Here is an 18324-nt window from a genome sequence, read left to right on the forward strand (position 1 = left end):
CTTATTTTGCGCCCGGAGAGATGGCAGAGTGGTCGATTGCGACGGTCTTGAAAACCGTTGACTGTTACAGGTCCGGGGGTTCGAATCCCTCTCTCTCCGCTGAAATGATAAAACCCGCTACCGTAGCGGGTTTTATCATTTGATTCATTTTGATGAATTTTCTTATTGCATTCATTACGAAGCATTTAGGGTTCGAATCCCGTTGGCTGAAAATATCTATCGCATCAGTTTTTCTAAATACTGTTTACATATACCAAAGCTCGTTTGGTAGTATTAAATATTACATTTCTTATTTTACCTTTGAAAATCAGTTAATATACTAATTTTCTATGAGTAACTTTCAATTTGCAAAGCCTAAAAATATTATTGAATTAGAAAAGAAGCTAAATATAGTGATTACTGCCGGCGGTTATTCCAAAGACAATGAACATCATTATGTGCAAAATGCCGATGGGCAGGTTGTTGAACTTCATCTACATGGCATAGACGGAAAGTATCTTCCCAATCTAGTTGGATTTAATTCTTTAGTCAAACTTAGTCTTGAACATTCTAGTTTCACTAACATAACATTCATAATTAAATTGGCTCAGAATTTAGAATACCTAAGCTTAGCCGGTAATCAAAATTTGGAGCAAATTTGGGAAATTGGACGATTAACTAAGCTCAAGCATTTAGATATATCAAAAACAAAAGTGTGGGATCTAAGTCCACTTTACGACTTATTGCAAAATAGTTCATTCAAGGTAACATGTGATTATGAAAATATAATCTATCCTCAATTGCTAAATGGTTCTTTTACCTCACAAGAGTCAATGGTAGTTTGGTTTAAGAAACATTATGATCTTGCAAACTCGATTATTGATGAATGTTATGTTGCTGGTTCGAAGACAATAGATTTAGGCTTTTGTGGTATTACGGACCTAACACGCTTCCCCCAACTATTCCAATGTACGCATTTAGAAGAATTAATTTTAAGTAATGAATATGCTAATTATAATGACAATAGTTGGTATAGGGTTGTTAGTAGCAATGCAAATATCGGCTACCCAAACAATATTTTCCGAATTCCCAACAAACTTAAGCTTTTGAAAAATTTAAAGCGAATATACTGTAGTGGGGATTGGAAAACTGAGGATGGCAAGTGGAACCGTTGGCGACTTCGTTATTTTAGAATCTTCACTAAACTAACTCAACTAGAGTTTTTAAATGTGAGCAATAATGAAGTAAATAATATATATAGGCTAGACCTACTTCAAAATTTAAAAACGCTCCATGCAAATAATAATAATATTAAAGAGGTGAGTGTTAATGGGGAACTACCCCAAATGACTGAATTGTTTATTAGCAACAATTTTATTCAAGACGTTTCATTTCTAAACTACTGTCCAAACATTACAACAATTGATCTTCACTCTAATCAACTTAAAAATCTTCAAAATATCAGGAATCTAATTCAAAGGCTGCAAATAAGTGATTCAAAATGGGCTCTGAAGACTATTGGAGTAGCAGAGAACAAGAAATTACGCCTTCCACCACTTGATGTTATTGCCAATGGAATGGATGCTGTAATGGATTATTTTAATCGATGGGAACAGGAACAAGAACTAGATTTACCATTGGTTATCAATAATGACATAAAGGTGATTTTGGTAGGAAATAGCGGTGTAGGAAAAACGACTCTCGCTCTTTGGTTAACTAGTGGAGGTAAAAAATTAAATCAGTTATCAACAACTTGGTTTAACAGAATACCATGGCAAGAGACAATAAATGGCCGAAAATATAATCTTCGTCTTTTTGACTTTGGTGGACAGGAATACTATCACGATACACACTATTTATTTTTCACACAAGACGCAATCTATCTCACATTATGGGATAATAATCCATATGAATTGACTAAAATCGGAGAACCAGGAAATGAATTAATTGGATATCCGGTCGAATACTGGCTTGATTCAATTTCCTATTTTACGGGCAGAAGAAAGATAGCAAGTGGAGAGGCACAAGTACGGAAGTTGGTACTCGAAAAGGAGAAATTACAATCTGGCAATGTTGAAGTAAGTAGTCAAATTTTGGAAGATGAATCGTCAAAGAAAAATCAAGAACGGAATACATTAGTTTTCCAAAGCAAGGTTGATACATACAAGAATATTGAATTTTTAAACCAACAAAAGCTTTCAAGAAAATACGGTTGGATTGCGGATTTTTCAAATTTTTCCGTTAAAGAGGATCGTGGACTGAAGCATGTCAAGGATAAGATTTTTGAACTAATTGACGATATGCCAATAATTCAAAGACCACTATTGGGAACTTGGGGTGCCATTAAAGAGCATATAGAAAAGCACGGTAATAAACGAAAAAATGAATTGACAATTCGCAGATTTCAAAACTATTGCAATAAAGTTATTAGGCAAATGCCAGAGTTGGAAACGGCAAGTAAACAGAAAATTGATAGATTAGTATTCAATCGCCAAAATACAATTAGCTTTATTCAATATCTTAGTACAATAGGGTTAGTGCTGTATTTTCCTGAAAATAAAGAACTCGCAGATAGAGTTTTCATTAATCAAAATTATCTTGTCGAACATATTCATAATATTCTTTTGCAGCTTGCTCAAAAAAATGGTGTAATTGAGAAATCTGAAATTACTGCAACTAAGCCTAAAGTGCTTAATGAAAAGGAGATTCAGACTCTAATAAATGTAATGACACATTTTAAAATTGTTTTTAGTCACCCAGTTAAAACAGATCTTCTAATTGCGCCTTTATACCTACCATCGAAGCCGTTATCTGGAATACAACTTTTTTTGTCTCAGTTTAAAAAGCCGCTTTTCCGGTATCAATTCAAGGGCTTCATCCATCGCTCAGTTGTATTGGAGTTCTTTAGTAGTTTCGGTTCGAAAATCTTGAATGGAGGCTTAGATAATGCCCCATATTATTTTTGGAAAAACGGTGTTGTCTTAAAAGATAATGTTTCAGAAGAGATTATTTTGGTGTCTTTCAATAATGATAACGATTCAAAAGAATATAAAGGCTACATAGATGTTTGCTCTCTCACTGGTAAAAAGGGCAATTTTAGTGATGAAGTTTTAATTGCACTGGACTCAATCACCAAAGACAGAAATGTTGATAAGGCCGTATTTGCATCAAATGGAAATTGTGTGCCGCTGAAAGATATTATCGAAGCTGCAGAGCTGCAACATTACGTTTTCAAATATAACCACAACTATTATAAGCTTGTGGATTTTAAAGAATACTTAGATAAACCCTTAAAGATGAAAAATTTATTTATTTCATATTCTAAAGATGACTTAACCATGGTCGATGAATTCAAAAAACATCTTAGTGCGCTTCAAAGAGATGGAAAAGTTGGACATTGGTATTGTACAGAATTAATTGCTGGTGAAGAGTGGAATGCCTCTATACAGAGACATTTTGAAGAATCGGATATTATTTGTTTTATGGTTAGCCCAAACTTCATGCATACAGATTATATTTTTGAGTATGAAATTAAAAAGGCCCTTGAAAGAAAGAAAACCGAACCTCAATTAAAAATTGTTCCGATTATTCTGGATTTCTGTAGGTGGACAACTGAAAAATATAATTTAGGAACTTATACAGCATTGCCTTATACCGCTAAGCCAGTCTCAGATTTTCCGAACAAAAATATGGCTTGGTATATAGTCGCAGAGGCGCTTCGAGTAATGATTGATGATGATAAAATACCACCCGGCGCAGAATTTTACACAAGCGAGCGTTTGCCAAAGGATGTACAGGAGATTTATAGAAGGATAAGTAGAAAAGAAATAAGCTAAATCAATTTTATATTTTCATCCTTTTGAACGCTTTTGGTATGTATTGGAGATTCGATCAAGCGAAGATTTGAGGATACGCATTTTACCGAGATGCATGTTTAATCAGGTATTGACTGAGAGCTATGTTCTCAATACGGCAGAGGCTCTACAATCTCTAATCAGTTACACTAGCTAGCTCAATAAAGGTGATCATAGCGGTAAAACTTCAACGATAAAGTCAATAACTATATTCATCTCAAAAAAAATCAATTTCCGCCAAATCCCTTACCAATTGGTTCGAACATTGATACATTCCCCCGCAGAAATGAATAAAACCCGCTCTAGTAGCGGGTTTTGTCGTTTAAGCTACTTTGCTTATTTCTCTTATCCCATTCATTATAAGACATTTAGGGTTCGAATCCCGTTCACCCTATATATTCCGTTTTAAAAAACTACAGATAGGCATTTGCATCAAAAAAATTTACATTGTTTTGTTAATATTTTTATCTTTACGACGATATAAACCATTAACCAACTTAGACTTAATGTATAATACACGGTTCGGCTCGTTCGATGGAGATTCGTGGGAACAACTAATGCAAATTTGTTTCCGGCTTAAATATGAATCAGAACATTACCAACCTATTCCAGCGTCTTCTGGGGATTGCGGAATAGAAGGATTTACCAAGACAGGTAAAGTGTTCCAATGTTATTGCCCTGACAATAACATAACTTCAACTGCTTTATACGAGAAGCAAAGAGATAAAATCACAAGGGATTTAGGAAAGCTGTCCGTTTATGTAGACAGGTTAGGACGTTTTTTGAATGGAGTAAAAATCAAAGAATGGATATTTGTAACTCCCGAATATAGGATGAATGATCTCATACTGCATTGTAATAATAAAAAGAAAGAACTCTTAGATTCGAATTTGAATATTATCGACCCTTCTTTCCAAGTTTTAATCCATGACATTGATAATTTCATCGCCCAAATACCGATAGCTCTTAACAGTAATGCACAAAAATTGACCATTGGCCCAGACATTACTCCTGTTTCTGCTATTATTACTTGGAGAGAACAAGAGATTGATTTGGTAGGTAATGCTATTAGGAAACATAATAAAAGATTCTCTGATAACCCTCCCAATTTAGAAGACAAAGTTAACCAACTCACAGAAGCAACTATCAAAAGTTATTTTGACAGAGAATCAATATTGCGAAGATGGCAAAATTTGCATCCACAGGATTACGACCGCTATTTGACTTTAATATCCCAAATTGAAGAAGAAGTTACAGAGTTATGCATGTTCCCTACTCAAAACAACAACCAGCTATATCTGAGCTTTAGAACACTCGTAAAGGAACGTCTAAAAGATAATTTCGCTTATTTAGACGAAACAACTATTACAACACTTATGAATGGCGCTATTGCAGATTGGCTGCTTAGATGCCCATTAGACTTTGAATAACATGGAAGGCATTATTAAGCATTTAAGTTTTACCAAGCGAGATATTCCACTACCGGCTGACTACCGTTCTCTGTATAAGATCGGCCACATTTTAATGATATTGTCACTGAGTTGTCGATCCGGAAAGTCGTCAATGATGAAGTTACATTTTCTTTGTTGGTCTATTAAAAACAAAAAGAATATTGGTATTGTGTCTAATTGGATCAATACAGGATTTAGAGGAGATATTCATATCTGGGGAGTTGAGCCGACTGTTAATAGAGCCATTGCATTTGCCATAGGCGACAACTTAATAAATAATATTGGCGGAGAATATACTATAACAGAAAGAGGCGATTCGCTTTTCAAATTGATGAAAAAAGAAAAAGATCTTTTTAATAAAGAAAAGGAATTCCTCATTTGGCTTGGGAAAAACACAATAACTGAACAAAAAGTCAAAGAATTGGCAAGCAAATTTCAATAAACCATGCTTCAACTACAAGCCCTTCAACTTGAAATAAATACAACAAACGGACTTTACGGGTCACCATTCCTTTTGCTCCTGGTCTCAATATAATAAGAGCGAACAATACTTCTGGCAAAAGCACTTTGTTTCAATCCATATTATACGCCTTGGGATTTGAAGAGCTCATTGGGGGAAAGAATGAGAAGACAATGCAATCCGTTCTCAAGGATGCAGTTGTTGATGATGAGATCAACCATAGAGTTACCCAATCTGCTATTTTGCTCCAAATTTCGAACGGGCAATCTTCAATAACGATCAGACGAAGCGTTATCATGGAACATAGAAAATCGCAACTGGTTGATGTTTTCTATGGTCCACAGATCACAAGCTCGGAAGATTATGAGTTGCGGCAAATGTATCTTCATGACAAAGGAGCGGCATCTGATGAGCTTTATGGGTTTCATGTATTCCTAGAAGAGTTCTTGGGTTGGAAATTGCCAGATGTACTAGATACTATCGGTAATCGAACTAAACTTTATCTTCCGCTCATCGCCCCTGCATTTATCATCGAACAAAAATCAGGATGGTCATCCTTTTTTGCCACCATTCCTTATTATGGTGTCAAGAATTCAGAAGAAAGAGTCATTGAATTTCTTTTGAATCTAGATGTTTTCAAAAATGAGCAAGACAAAATTCTACTTAATATAGAAAAGCGCGTTTTACAGGAAAAGTGGACAAACTTATATTCTGAATTTAAGCGTATGGGAGAGCGTTCAAGTGGTGAATTGCAAGGATTGGAAAGTGAACCCAAAATAATCAACAATCTATATGAAATATATTTTCGATTTCACCGCAATAATAAATCTTACCTGATCTCTGAGTTAATCAACGAACTACAAAACGAATTTGAAGAATTGAGTACTTCGACGGAAACTACTGTAGGAGCGAATTTGAATAAGAATCAAGATCGCCTCAACGAGCTTACCACTAGCTTAACTCGTGGCAACCACAGGTATGAGCAAATGGAAAATGAAATTCTACTAGAAAAAGAGCGTTTAAAACAATACATTCAGCAAAAGAAAAACGTAGAAGAAGATTTAGCAAATAATAAATCGGCAGATAAAATGCTTAAATTGGGTGCTACTATTCAATCGCCTTTATCAAGTGAAACTTGTCCGACCTGTGGGCAAGACGTAGATGGAGCATTATTGCCAAGTAATATTCATCAATCACCCATGAAAATTGATGAGAATATCAGTTTTTTGACTTCGCAACTCAAAATGCTGGAAGTATTCATTGCTGGTCAAAGAAAAAAGATACTTGAGAAAGAGACAACAAATAGTGAGTATGGCACTTACCTTTCAAATCTAAGACAACAAATTCGTAGCATTAAAAGAGATTTGATTTCCGACGAAAGACTTCCATCTGAAGAGTTGATCGAACGTAAGATTAATACTAGGCGCCTTCTAGCTCTTTACACAGATTTGAACAGCAATATAGAAGAATTGAAGAAACAATTGAAGCAACTTTCTAATGATTGGGAAATTATAAAAAGGACAGAAGGTAATCTTGCGGGCGATTTCTTTAGTGCTCTTGATAGAGAAAAAATAGGATATTTGGAAACGACATTCTTATCGTTACTTTCAAAATTTAATTATAGGAGTAAGGCTAAGGAGGCAATTAAAATTTCTATGGAAAAATATGTTCCAGTTATTGAAGTACGTCTTCCGAATGAAAAACCTAAGTCCTACGATATACGATTTGATTCTTCAGGAAGCGACCATATACGTTGCATGTGGGCTTATTATATCGCCTTGCTTATTACATCTAATAGGAAGAAGGGTAATCATCCTATGCTTCTGCTATTTGATGAACCTCAACAACAATCCGCTTCGACTGGAGACTTCCATGAATTCTTAAAAGAGTTGTCACTCCAGCAGGACTCACAAAGTATTGTCTTCGCTTCGTTTCAGAATTCATTAACCGATTTCAATGCCGCAACAGCAGGGATAAATTTTCATCATATCGAGGGAGATGGACGATTTATAAAAAAGCTGGCCGATCAAAATCAAATTGACCTAAAATAGCTTCTTTTTTTAGATACATCTCTTACTACTTTATTATAATCTGAATATTTATGAAAGCTTCACTAAAGCCTGGCCAAGTTCTTTCATCAACTACTGTAAGAATTGAAGCAAACTCTAAAAGTATAACAAAGGCAGGAACAGGTTTTTTCTATTCCATTGGTGATAAGGATAAGTCTGAATATGTTTCTGTTATCATAACAAATTACCATGTATTGGAAGGCGCAGAAAATATTTATTTAGTTTTTACTCTATCTGATAAGTTGGGAAACAGCACAGGTAATTTCACCAAATATAAAGTCAATGATATTCAAACAGCGATTGTAAGGCATCCAGATCCCGCTGTCGATTTATGCGCAATATCTTTATATCCAATTGTTGAAGATATGCGTACTAAATATTCGCAGGAAATTTACACCCATTACATTACCAAGTCGATAATTCCAAGTTCGCTTGTACTTCAACAAATGGATTCTATCGAGGAAATTATCATGATAGGCTATCCAAATGGATTGTGGGATGAACAAAATAATTTACCAATTTGCAGGAAGGGTATTACAGCTACTAGTCCTCAGATTGACTACAATGGTAAACAGGAATTCTTAATTGATGCAGCTTGTTTTCCTGGATCTTCAGGCTCTCCAGTGTTTTATTCAATGAAGGCTGATGGAAATATGATAGGGGAAATCATATTACTTGGTATTCTTTCTAAAGGTCCCAAAATGACGTTCAAAAATTTATCAGTCCCCATTAACTTGGGACTTGTAATCAAAGCTTCGCGATTAATTGAATTAGAAGCCGAAATAATTAAAATGGTTGAATTTGATGCTCAGAAATTCACCTAATAATCTCTTTCACATCTTAGCTAAGATTCATATTTTACCTAAACTTCCTCTCGTTCGTTTTTATTAATTTTATGTTCAATGAAAAATCGGCTATTAGAATATATAGTAAGATCTACCCAACAAATTCTTAATTTATCAATTACAGACTGTGAACCTATTGGCTGCGGAAATGGATGTTTAATTGTCTATCAAGATCGACAGTTCCTGATTTCCGTTCAACACGTTACAGAGTTAAAGAATAGTCAGTCAGCAATTAATTTGTATACAGAAATGGGGGGAGTATCGAAATTTTATTTCCCCGGAGCTTTCAACTATGTAGATATGTACTCATTGGAACTTGAAACAGAGAATCCTGAATTAAAGAAATTAGAATCTTTAGATATAGGATATTTAGAGTTAGGCGAGTATCTAGACATTAATCAGCCCCAGGTAGTCTTTAAAGAATTGACGATCTCAGGAGGCAAAAAAACTCCTGTTCCTACCAATCTTAGTTATGATTTAAAGAAGTGCGAAAACTATTTTCTTTACGGAAGAGTGGTAAATATAGATAGGGATAGAGAAATTTTACATTATGAAGAAAGGCTTGAACAAAATATAAAATACGACGGAAAATTTGGCCCTTATGAGAGATTTGTAATAGATCGTCCTATTACACAAGATTCGGAATTTAAGGGTATGAGTGGTGCTCCTATCTTTTCAGAAACAGGGGAACCTGTTGCATTTCTTACCAATGGTTTTTTAGATGAGAACTACATTTACGCATTTTCAGCAAAGGAAATAAAAAGATATCTGGATATCCACATAGATAAAATAGGTCGAACAGAACACTTAGATCTTGTTTTTGACGAACCAAATAAATTAAATGAAGATTGGGAAGATTTCAGTACTGAGTGGGATTTAAACGATCAAAATTTGGCCAATGAAAATGATTTTAGAAAAATTAATTTCAACAAGCATACTGGATTAGGCGATTCAACCCGAAAGAGATTTGTCGAATATGCGGTATATTATTCTACAAATCGTCGTCTCAAGTCTGAATCACCTGTCTTATTCGACAACAAAAGAGGTGAAAGATTGCATTTGGGCCATTGCGCTGTAAGTATTCCATATAATCATAAGGTTGGTACAATTGACGGCCTTGCACCATTAATAAAGAATTTTTTTATTGCAGATCCAAATAAGGATATGATTATTTTATCAAATGATCTATTCGATAGTAATGTGTTTATTCAAAAGATTTCAGAAAAAATTAGAGTAAATAATGATAAAGATATCTTGCTTTTTGTTCATGGATTTAAAGATTCTTTTGAAGATGGCATTCTTAGAGCGGCTCAACTTGGTTACGATTTAAACTACAAGGGCCCAGTTATAAGCTACTCCTGGCCTACAATGGGGTCCTTCTTTGGCTATGTTGCTGATAGTGATTCTGCTGAAATTTCTTCGAATTATTTAAATGAGTTTCTTACTTACTTAATTGATAATATTGGAGAAAATAGGATTAATATTATAGCCCATAGCATGGGTAGTGTTGTTTTGTCAAAAGCTCTCTTGAAATTAAAAAAACAAAACCTCTTCCCAAGTGCAATTAATCAAATTATCCTTGCTGCACCCGATATTGATCGGGACCTCTTTATCAACCATATAATGCCAGAAATACAAAGCCCACAGCACTTGACTTTATATGTATCTAAAAATGATTGGGCAATGAAACTATCTAGGTTTATTAGACATAGTTACAATAGATTAGGAGAAGCTGGGGAAGAAATGGCAATAATTGAAGGAGTAGATACTATTGATGCCTCAGGAGTTGAAACGGATTTAATTGGGCATAGCTATTTTTCTCAAAAAGAATCATTGATAAATGATATCCATATGACATTCCTAGGACACAAGCCGCCACAACGCAGGCTGGATCAGAAACAACTAGTAATTAGAAATGAACATAAAATTTACTGGACATTCAAAAAGATCTAATCATTCAATAATAGACTACTATCTTGTAATATCATTAGAGTGCAAAGAACTCGATGTCACTCAAATCATTCATCAAAAAGTTCGAAATTTGACACATCCCTCCCGCTGAAACAATACAACATATGTCCAGTCTTTATAAGGCTGGCATTTTTGTTTTCTGAATCAGGCAAACCTGATTTGAAACTGATCGGACCCAAAAGTGACAATTGGATCCGGTTGTTTCTTTCTTGAAGAGCTGTATAATTCGATTATTTTAATTCGGGAAGTAATGAAACTATTTGACCTGAAAAGACTGTATAGCAAGGCTTCCAATATAAAAACAGAACTTGCCTGTACCTAACTTTTTGGTAGGAATATAAAATGTTTTGTCGCTTTTTACTTGTCCTTTATAAACAATAGCTCCGTTTTGATTTTTAATTAGATAGCTGGCGCCAACTGCATTTGGAATAGTAATGCCAATTGATGGATTTGAATTTATTTCATAAACAAGATTGTCTTCCTGCGCATTTGCATTGAATGAAGATGTTACAACGGCAAAGATGAAAGCGGCTGCGATGGCGGTTTTGCGAATGATAGTTTTCATAAAATTTGTTTTGTTTGATGTTAAAAATGTTTTTGTTTCGATTTCTAATGCAAACATACTATCGTGCCGGAGCCTGTTTCTTGAGCATTAGACCTATGTGTTAAACTATTCGACATTCGGGCAGTCGTCATTGGTCGAAGAAAATATTGTATTGGTCGAAGGCTGTTGTTTAAAAGCCTTTGTGGATAATAAAAAAAGATATGCCATATTATTAGGGATATACCTTTTACTATAAAATTTTATGGAAACTACTCAGCTTAAAATCTCCGTAATAAACCTGAAAGCAAAGTAACTTCAAATCATCCCGTCACATATTCACCACCTGATTCCTGTCGTCCAGGATAAACTCAACAAAGTATTGCTCTTTTATTTCAGCATCGAATATCTCACGTTTGATGATGACATCTTTCCTGCTGTAGCCTGCTTCGTGCATCAATAGTTTATCATAAGCAATAGCATGTTGTTCCGGAAATTTCAGCGTTGGTTTTTTGTGCCGCCAAAATCACAAAGGGTTGCTTTGGATATTGATGTATTCTGCTATAGAAATGTATGAAGGTGTTGGGGCCAAAATTTCTGGCATCGCGAATTAAGAAACGTTTGGAGAAGAGCGTAGAAAAATACAGGCAAAAGGAAGAATGATTTTAGATACAATTCAATAAACCAAAAGGAGCAAACAAATCAAATGTTTGCTCCTTTTTTGTTGCAGGATATTTATGTTCTGTTTTGATATACCCACATATTTTTTAATGTAAAAATTCTAACTGCTAAATAGCATTTTAACTATCTTTTTATGAAATAATTGGCCTTAAGTAATGTTAATTTTTATTTTTTAGCTACTATATTTCGCGTTTAATTCTTTCTAAATACTTTGAATTTAACCGCTAAAATGACGATTGCCATTCAGAAATTCAAATCATAATTAAGTGTTTAATTAATTGTAAATGTTTGTTTTGTGAATTTTTATTTTTTATAACGTTATTTGAGATTTTTAAATTTTCCTTTCTTCTTAAAATTTTATTACGTAAATTATTTTTTAATAATATTAATTTTTGTCAATAAATGATAGATATACACTAAGTGTAGTGTGAATGATTTAATATTGCAAATCTTGTTTTTATGTAAACCAAATAGAAACCTACTACAATATGTTTAATTTCTCCAAACCCATTGTGCTCTTTTTTTTATTGAATTTTTTGCTCGCCGGCAGGAATCTTTCTGCACAAACCTGGACTGTTGATATGTGTTCGGGCGGGCCGCCGTCCTTGACCACATCGAACACATACGGGCCCATGTATTCGACCAGCACTGCGAATGCCACGAGCAGGATTGCGGTAATCTATCCGGCAAGTCAGCTCAGTACAATAGCCGGGTCCGCTATTTCCAATATTTACTTTAATAAGACTACTGCGTCTGCCATGTCCGGCACGCCAAGCTTTAAAATATACCTGAAAGAAGTTAGTGCAACAGATTGGGGCAGCAGTGCCATAACCTGGGCTACTGAGATTGCAGGTGCAACATTAGTGTTCGACGGCAACCCTGCTTCAATAGTAGGTTCCACAACAGGTTGGAAGAACTTTCCATTGACTGCTAATTTCCCTTATTCCGGCTCGCAGAATCTTGCCGTTTTTATGGAATATCAGAATACGACGGCAAGTAGCAGCATTTCATGGTCTTACGATTATACAGGACCATGTGTAAACACTTCGAATAATAATACAACTAAGTATATAAATAATACTTCAGGAACGTTGGGTGCTTCATTGAGCTCTACCAACTACCGAAGGCCTTATATAGGCTTCGATTATGCCTTTGCAAATTGTGCAGGTATTCCGGCAACTCCTGTAATTGCAGGTCCTGTATCCAGCCCTTGTCCTGCTACGGCCTTTACGCTTACTTCTACCGGAAGCAGTATAGGAACAGGTATTACGTACGATTGGCAATATTACAATACGGTAACCAGTACCTGGACGTCAACCGGTGGTACTGCCGCTTCTTATATTGTTGCTTCGGGCATAACAGCGCCTACGCAGTACCGATTGGTAAGCAATTGCAGCTTCTCCGGTCAGCAAAGCATTTCGAACACTGTTTCAATAGGCGTTTCATCGGGCCTTGCAGGCGGCACTTATACCATTAATAACACTGCGCCTACTGCCGGGACAAATTATCACTCCTTTACGGAGGCCATTGCTGCAATGCATTGCGGTATTTTGGGTTCTGTGGTTTTCAATGTTACTCCGGGAACTCCTTACAATGAAATCGTGTCTGTTGATAATATACCGGGAACGAGTCCTGCCAATACCATACGCATCAACGGTAACGGGGCTTTGGTACAATATGCCAACACGGCTAATGATCGTCAGTTATTGACTATATCGGGTACTAAGTATTTAAAGATTGACAGTCTTAATTTCAAAGCATTGGCTACGGATTACGGCTGGGCTGCGCTTATTACCAATGGTGCATCTTATGACAGCATTACGCGTTGTAAATTCGATTTATCAGCGGTGACAAGCATTTCTTCCGGAAATACAAATGGTATTACTTTTTCGGGTTCAAATACTGCCGCAACAACAGCGGGTGTAAATGGTACACATTGTTTCATTGATCGTAATTACCTGTTAAGTGCAACGGGTACAGGGGGTATGTATTATGCTATCTCTGTTGCCTCGGGCGGCAATGACAGCAACACGATAAGTAATAACATCTTTGAGAACTTTTACTACTACGGTATTTATATAAGTACTGCTACCGGAACAAAAGTGCTGGGTAATGATTTGCATAAAACGAATAAAACCGGCTCCCTTACTACTTTTTACGGTATTTACCTCACAGGGTCAATGCCGGGAACGATAGTTAACGGTAACAGGCTGCACAATCCGATTGCGGCATCTGCAAGTTCGACTTCATCTTTTTACGGCATTTATAATCTGGGAGATGCCACTGCTGCCAATCCTATGCTTATTGCCAACAATGCACTGTACAATATTAATCAGGGTGGTATCATCTATGGTATCTATAACAGCTCGTCTCCTTATACCGGGGTTTTCCACAACACCATCAGCATAGACAAGGTACTTACCGGTACGTCAAGCAACTATGGTATTTATGCAACGGGAACCAATCCGGGAACAACCATCAAGAATAACATCGTAAGCATTACAGCAGGAACTTCAGGCGCCAAATATGGTTTCTATTACTCCACTGCGGCGAGTATTGACGATGCCCAGAAGAATAATATTTACGTAAGCTCTTCCCAGTCGGGAACGCAGTATTATGGTTATTATACGACTGCTTATGCTACACAGGCTGCATTCCAGACTGCTTATCCTGCGTTGGAGGTAAACTCTCCGTTGGAAAATCCGCAATTTGCTTCACCTGCAACGGGCGACCTTACACCTAATAACGTTGCCTTATTCGGAACAGGCACCAATCTGCTGTCGGTAGTGCCGAGGGATATTATAAATGTGCCGAGAAGCCTTACGCCGACACCGGGTGCGTTTGAACTGACAAGCACGGCAACAAATGATGCCGGTACATTGTCGCTTGCAAATCCTTCGGGAAATGTGTGCGCAGGCATCCAGCAGGTATCTGTAAAAATAATGAATGGTGGTATTAATGTCATCAATAACGTACAGGTGCACTGGTCTGTTAACGGTACTGCGCAAACTCCTGTTACTTATACCAATCCCATCAATACGCTGACGAGCCCTGCGGGTAATATAGCGACAGTAGTGCTTGGCAATGTAAACTTTACCACCACTCCTACAAATTTAAAGGTATGGACTTATCTGCCCAATGGTGTTGCAGATACGGTAACCATAAACGATACGCTCAGCGTAACGGTCGCAGCTTCGCTTTCGGGTACATTTACGGTCAATTCAGCCGTGCCGACGGGTGGTACTAATTATCAGACTTTTACGGCACTTGCAAATGATTTGAATACTTACGGTGTTTGCGGTCCGTTGACGGTCAATGTAGTAGCAGGTTCCGGCCCATATAACGAAGTGGTTAAGTTCAATGATATTTCGGGCACAAGTGCAACGAATAAAATAAGGATCAATGGTAATGGTGCTACGGTTCAGTTTAGCAACACAGCGACCGTCACGCAATTGCTTACATTAAACGGTACCAAATATATGACTATAGACAGCCTGAATTTCAAGGCTCTTGCCAGCGGCTTTGGCTGGGGTTCTCTGATTACAGGCGGTGCGGCTTTCGATACTATCAGGCGTTGCACATTCGACCTTACTTCGATAACGGCAACTTCTTCAACGTATTCCAATGGTATTACTTTCTCTGCCTCTGCCACATCTGCAACGTCAGCGGGAACGAATGGTTCCAATTGTTACATCGGTTATAATAAAGTGCTTGGCCCTACAGGCGCGGGCGGCCCTTATTACGGATTGACTTTAGCGGGGACCAATACGGGAAATGTTTTAGACCATAATGAAATCCACAATTTTTACTACTATGGTTTGTATGTAAGCGGTGGGACCAATAACAGCATACTTGGTAATGATATTAACAGGTCTGACAAGATTACGGTTACTTCCACTTTCTATGGCTTGTACCTTACCGGAAGTATGCCGGGGGCAAAGGTGCTGAATAATCGTATTCATGATCCTGCGGATCCTTCTGTAAATTCAGCGAATTCCTTTTATGGCTTATATGCTTCTTCTGTTGCAGGGGATGTAAACAACCGCAATCTTATAGCCAACAATGCAGTATATAACATCAATCAGGGAAGCTCACTGTATGGCATATATTTACCTACTACAAGCTATACCGATGTATATCACAACACGGTTGTAATTGATAAGGCTGTTTCAGGGAGCGGTACTACTTATGGTATTTACGCTTCCGGCTCTACGAGCTCTACAAATATCAGGAACAATAACGTGAGCATTACGGCAGGTAATACAGGGATTAAGTACGGGTTCTATTATTCCAGTCTTACAACTATTGCAGATATCCAACGGAATAATATTTATATGAATTCTTCGCAGACGGGAACTCAATACTACGGATATCTGGCTGCCGCATATAATTCTATAACCGCTTTCCATAATGCTTATCCTGCATTGGAAGCGGGGTCGCTTGATGTAGATCCTCAGTTCATTGCGCCGGCAACGGGGAATCTGATTCCCGGCAATTATGCTTTGCTTGGAAATGGTTTGAACCTTACTGCAACAGTGCCGAATGATATTATTGGCGTAACAAGGATGACTGTACCGACACCGGGGGCATTTGAGATTGCACCTGTGGGTACCAACAATGCAGGTTCTGTAAATATGCTTACACCGAAGGGAAGCTTCTGTGCAGGCCTGCAACCTGTGAATGTATCTGTAGTAAATGCCGGAACGAATAACATTACCAATATGAAGATTCACTGGCAGGTGAATGGGGTAGACCAGCCGGTTTATAATTATACAGCTACTTTAAATTCTATTCTTAATGCAGGGCAGTTTCTTGATACGGTTCTTTTAGGAAATGCAAACTTTGCTGCGGGCAGCCCGACAACTATTAAGATCTGGACTTTCCAGCCAAATAACAGTGCTGATAACTATAACGGAAACGATACGATTACGTTTACGCTGGAGCCTTCCGTTTTTACGATAGATGCGGTAAAGGACACTTTATGTCCCGGCGGAAGCACAACGATCACGCTTGACCCTTCAACAGGATATACTCCGGGTAATCTTAACTGGCAAAAATCGACGAACGGAACCGTATGGAATGACATTAATAATACGGATGTTGTTACTTATAACACCGGAGCATTAACGGCCGATAATTTCTTCAGAGTAAAGGTGAGCGGTGGGGTAAATGCATGTTATTCCGATTCTTTGAAAATACTGGTAGTCAATCCGCAGCTGCTGAATGTGGATGATACGGCAAGATGTGGCGAAGGAGCGGTTACTTTAACTGCTGAAGTATCGCTGAATGCATTGGCTAAATGGTATGACAGCCCGACGGCGACAACACCCGTTGCAACAGGTGCATCGTTTGCCACGCCTTTCCTAACTGCTTCCACTACTTATTATGTTGCCGCGGGCATTGGTAGCGGTCCTGCCACCTGTCAGACGGCCATGACGCCTGTTACCATTACAATTAATCCGATGCCTGTGGTAGATCTCGGTTCTAATATTAATGATTGCGTGGATTCGGGTTATGTGGGAGTATTGGATGCAGGCATTCATCCTTTCAATGTAACTTATCTCTGGGATGATAACAGTACTGCTCAATTACGAGCTTATAACGCAAGCGGTATCTATGGGGTGGCTGTTACCAATCAATACGGCTGTGTGGGAAGCGATAGTGTTAGTGTTGTATTGCGTCCCAATCCTGTTGTTGAGCTTGGTAACGATACTTCCATCTGCAATGGCGCTACACTTACGTTGGATGCCGGCGATGAAGGGATTGAGTACTACTGGAATACGGGTAATACTTCTCAAACCCTGACTATAACTCATGCAGGCAGTTACAATGTGTTTGTTACGAATGCCGAGGGTTGCATAAAATCAGATACCATTTTTGTGGATATGCAGGGAGAGCTTCCTGTTGTTGACGGCATTTTGGTAACAAACAACGGAGACCGCAGTTTTACATTTACGGCGGTAAATCCTCAGAATGTAATAGGCTATGACTGGGACTTCGGCGATAATACACAGCATAGTTTTCTGAGCAGCCCGACGCATACGTATGCTGACAACGGAGACTATATCGTTGTGCTGAAGTTGAGCAGTACCTGCGGTTACTTTACCGATTCCTCGGCGGCACATATTGTCGGTATCAATCAGATTAATGTTTCGAACGATGAGCTGAATGTTTATCCTAATCCGGCTACAGATGCGGTTACCATCCTTAATAAGGGTGCGCTGAGCATGAAGCAGATTGAGGTGATAAATATTCTGGGCCAGGTAGTTTATAAAGCAGCTGCCGATAGTAAAGACAGGCATACATTGCAATTAAACGGATTGTCATCGGGAATATACACCATCGAAATATTTACCGATAAGGGAAATGTTGCAAGAAAACTTGAAGTGAGAAGGTAAAATAATGCTGAAATCTGATAAGAGAAACAGCGGGAAGGCATTGCCTTCCCGCTGTTGTTTTATGTTATTGTGGAG

Annotated in this window: 9 protein-coding genes and 1 tRNA gene; 8 read left to right on the forward strand and 2 right to left on the reverse strand. The window is 37.6% G+C overall.

Annotated features, from left to right (window positions below):
• Positions 1–14: 14 nt before the first annotated feature.
• The 7 genes from F0919_RS10005 (at position 15) to F0919_RS10035 (ending at position 10611) form a co-directional block, all read left to right on the forward strand.
• Positions 15–99, forward strand: a tRNA-Ser gene (locus F0919_RS10005).
• Between the two features lie 230 nt (positions 100–329).
• On the forward strand, positions 330–3815 hold the full coding sequence (locus F0919_RS10010; RefSeq protein WP_150032603.1) for a leucine-rich repeat domain-containing protein: 3486 nt from the start codon (positions 330–332) through the stop codon (positions 3813–3815).
• A 575-nt stretch (positions 3816–4390) separates the two neighbouring features.
• Positions 4391–5263, forward strand: coding sequence for a hypothetical protein (locus F0919_RS10015; protein ID WP_150032604.1), 873 nt, complete (start codon positions 4391–4393; stop codon positions 5261–5263).
• Position 5264: 1 nt separating this feature from the next.
• Complete coding sequence (locus tag F0919_RS10020) at positions 5265–5726, forward strand: hypothetical protein (protein WP_190277338.1); 462 nt, start codon at positions 5265–5267, stop codon at positions 5724–5726.
• A 65-nt stretch (positions 5727–5791) separates the two neighbouring features.
• Positions 5792–7795, forward strand: a complete 2004-nt coding sequence (locus tag F0919_RS10025; protein WP_394349711.1) for an AAA family ATPase — start codon at positions 5792–5794, stop codon at positions 7793–7795.
• A gap of 50 nt (positions 7796–7845) precedes the next feature.
• Positions 7846–8637, forward strand: coding sequence for a S1 family peptidase (locus tag F0919_RS10030; protein WP_150032607.1), 792 nt, complete (start codon positions 7846–7848; stop codon positions 8635–8637).
• A gap of 78 nt (positions 8638–8715) precedes the next feature.
• Positions 8716–10611 (forward strand): alpha/beta hydrolase, encoded by a 1896-nt coding sequence (locus tag F0919_RS10035; protein WP_150032608.1) that lies wholly within the window; start codon positions 8716–8718, stop codon positions 10609–10611.
• Between the two features lie 274 nt (positions 10612–10885).
• Here F0919_RS10035 and F0919_RS10040 read toward each other — a convergent pair whose 3' ends face one another.
• Entirely contained in the window at positions 10886–11194 is a 309-nt protein-coding gene (locus F0919_RS10040) for a hypothetical protein (protein ID WP_150032609.1), read from the reverse strand.
• 307 nt (positions 11195–11501) lie between these two features.
• Positions 11502–11672 carry a phosphatase domain-containing protein gene (locus F0919_RS18730; protein WP_449459608.1) on the reverse strand — a complete coding sequence of 57 codons (171 nt, stop codon included), beginning with the start codon at positions 11670–11672 and terminating at the stop codon, positions 11502–11504.
• 811 nt (positions 11673–12483) lie between these two features.
• Here F0919_RS18730 and F0919_RS10045 point away from each other — a divergent pair.
• Complete coding sequence (locus F0919_RS10045) at positions 12484–18249, forward strand: Ig-like domain-containing protein (protein ID WP_190277339.1); 5766 nt, start codon at positions 12484–12486, stop codon at positions 18247–18249.
• Positions 18250–18324 lie beyond the last annotated feature (75 nt).

The organism is Taibaiella lutea, assembly GCF_008629695.1.
GTDB lineage: Bacteria > Bacteroidota > Bacteroidia > Chitinophagales > Chitinophagaceae > Taibaiella > Taibaiella lutea.

What these genes read in the sequence shown, in the direction of transcription:
- F0919_RS10010 (WP_150032603.1), top strand. Translation starts at nt 330, where the DNA reads ATGAGTAACTTTCAATTTGCAAAGCCTAAAAATATTATTGAATTAGAA.
- F0919_RS10015 (WP_150032604.1), top strand. Translation starts at nt 4,391, where the DNA reads ATGCAAATTTGTTTCCGGCTTAAATATGAATCAGAACATTACCAACCT.
- F0919_RS10020 (WP_190277338.1), top strand. Translation starts at nt 5,265, where the DNA reads ATGGAAGGCATTATTAAGCATTTAAGTTTTACCAAGCGAGATATTCCA.
- F0919_RS10030 (WP_150032607.1), top strand. Translation starts at nt 7,846, where the DNA reads ATGAAAGCTTCACTAAAGCCTGGCCAAGTTCTTTCATCAACTACTGTA.
- F0919_RS10035 (WP_150032608.1), top strand. Translation starts at nt 8,716, where the DNA reads ATGAAAAATCGGCTATTAGAATATATAGTAAGATCTACCCAACAAATT.
- F0919_RS10040 (WP_150032609.1), bottom strand. Translation starts at nt 11,194, where the DNA reads ATGAAAACTATCATTCGCAAAACCGCCATCGCAGCCGCTTTCATCTTT.
- F0919_RS10045 (WP_190277339.1), top strand. Translation starts at nt 12,484, where the DNA reads ATGTATTCGACCAGCACTGCGAATGCCACGAGCAGGATTGCGGTAATC.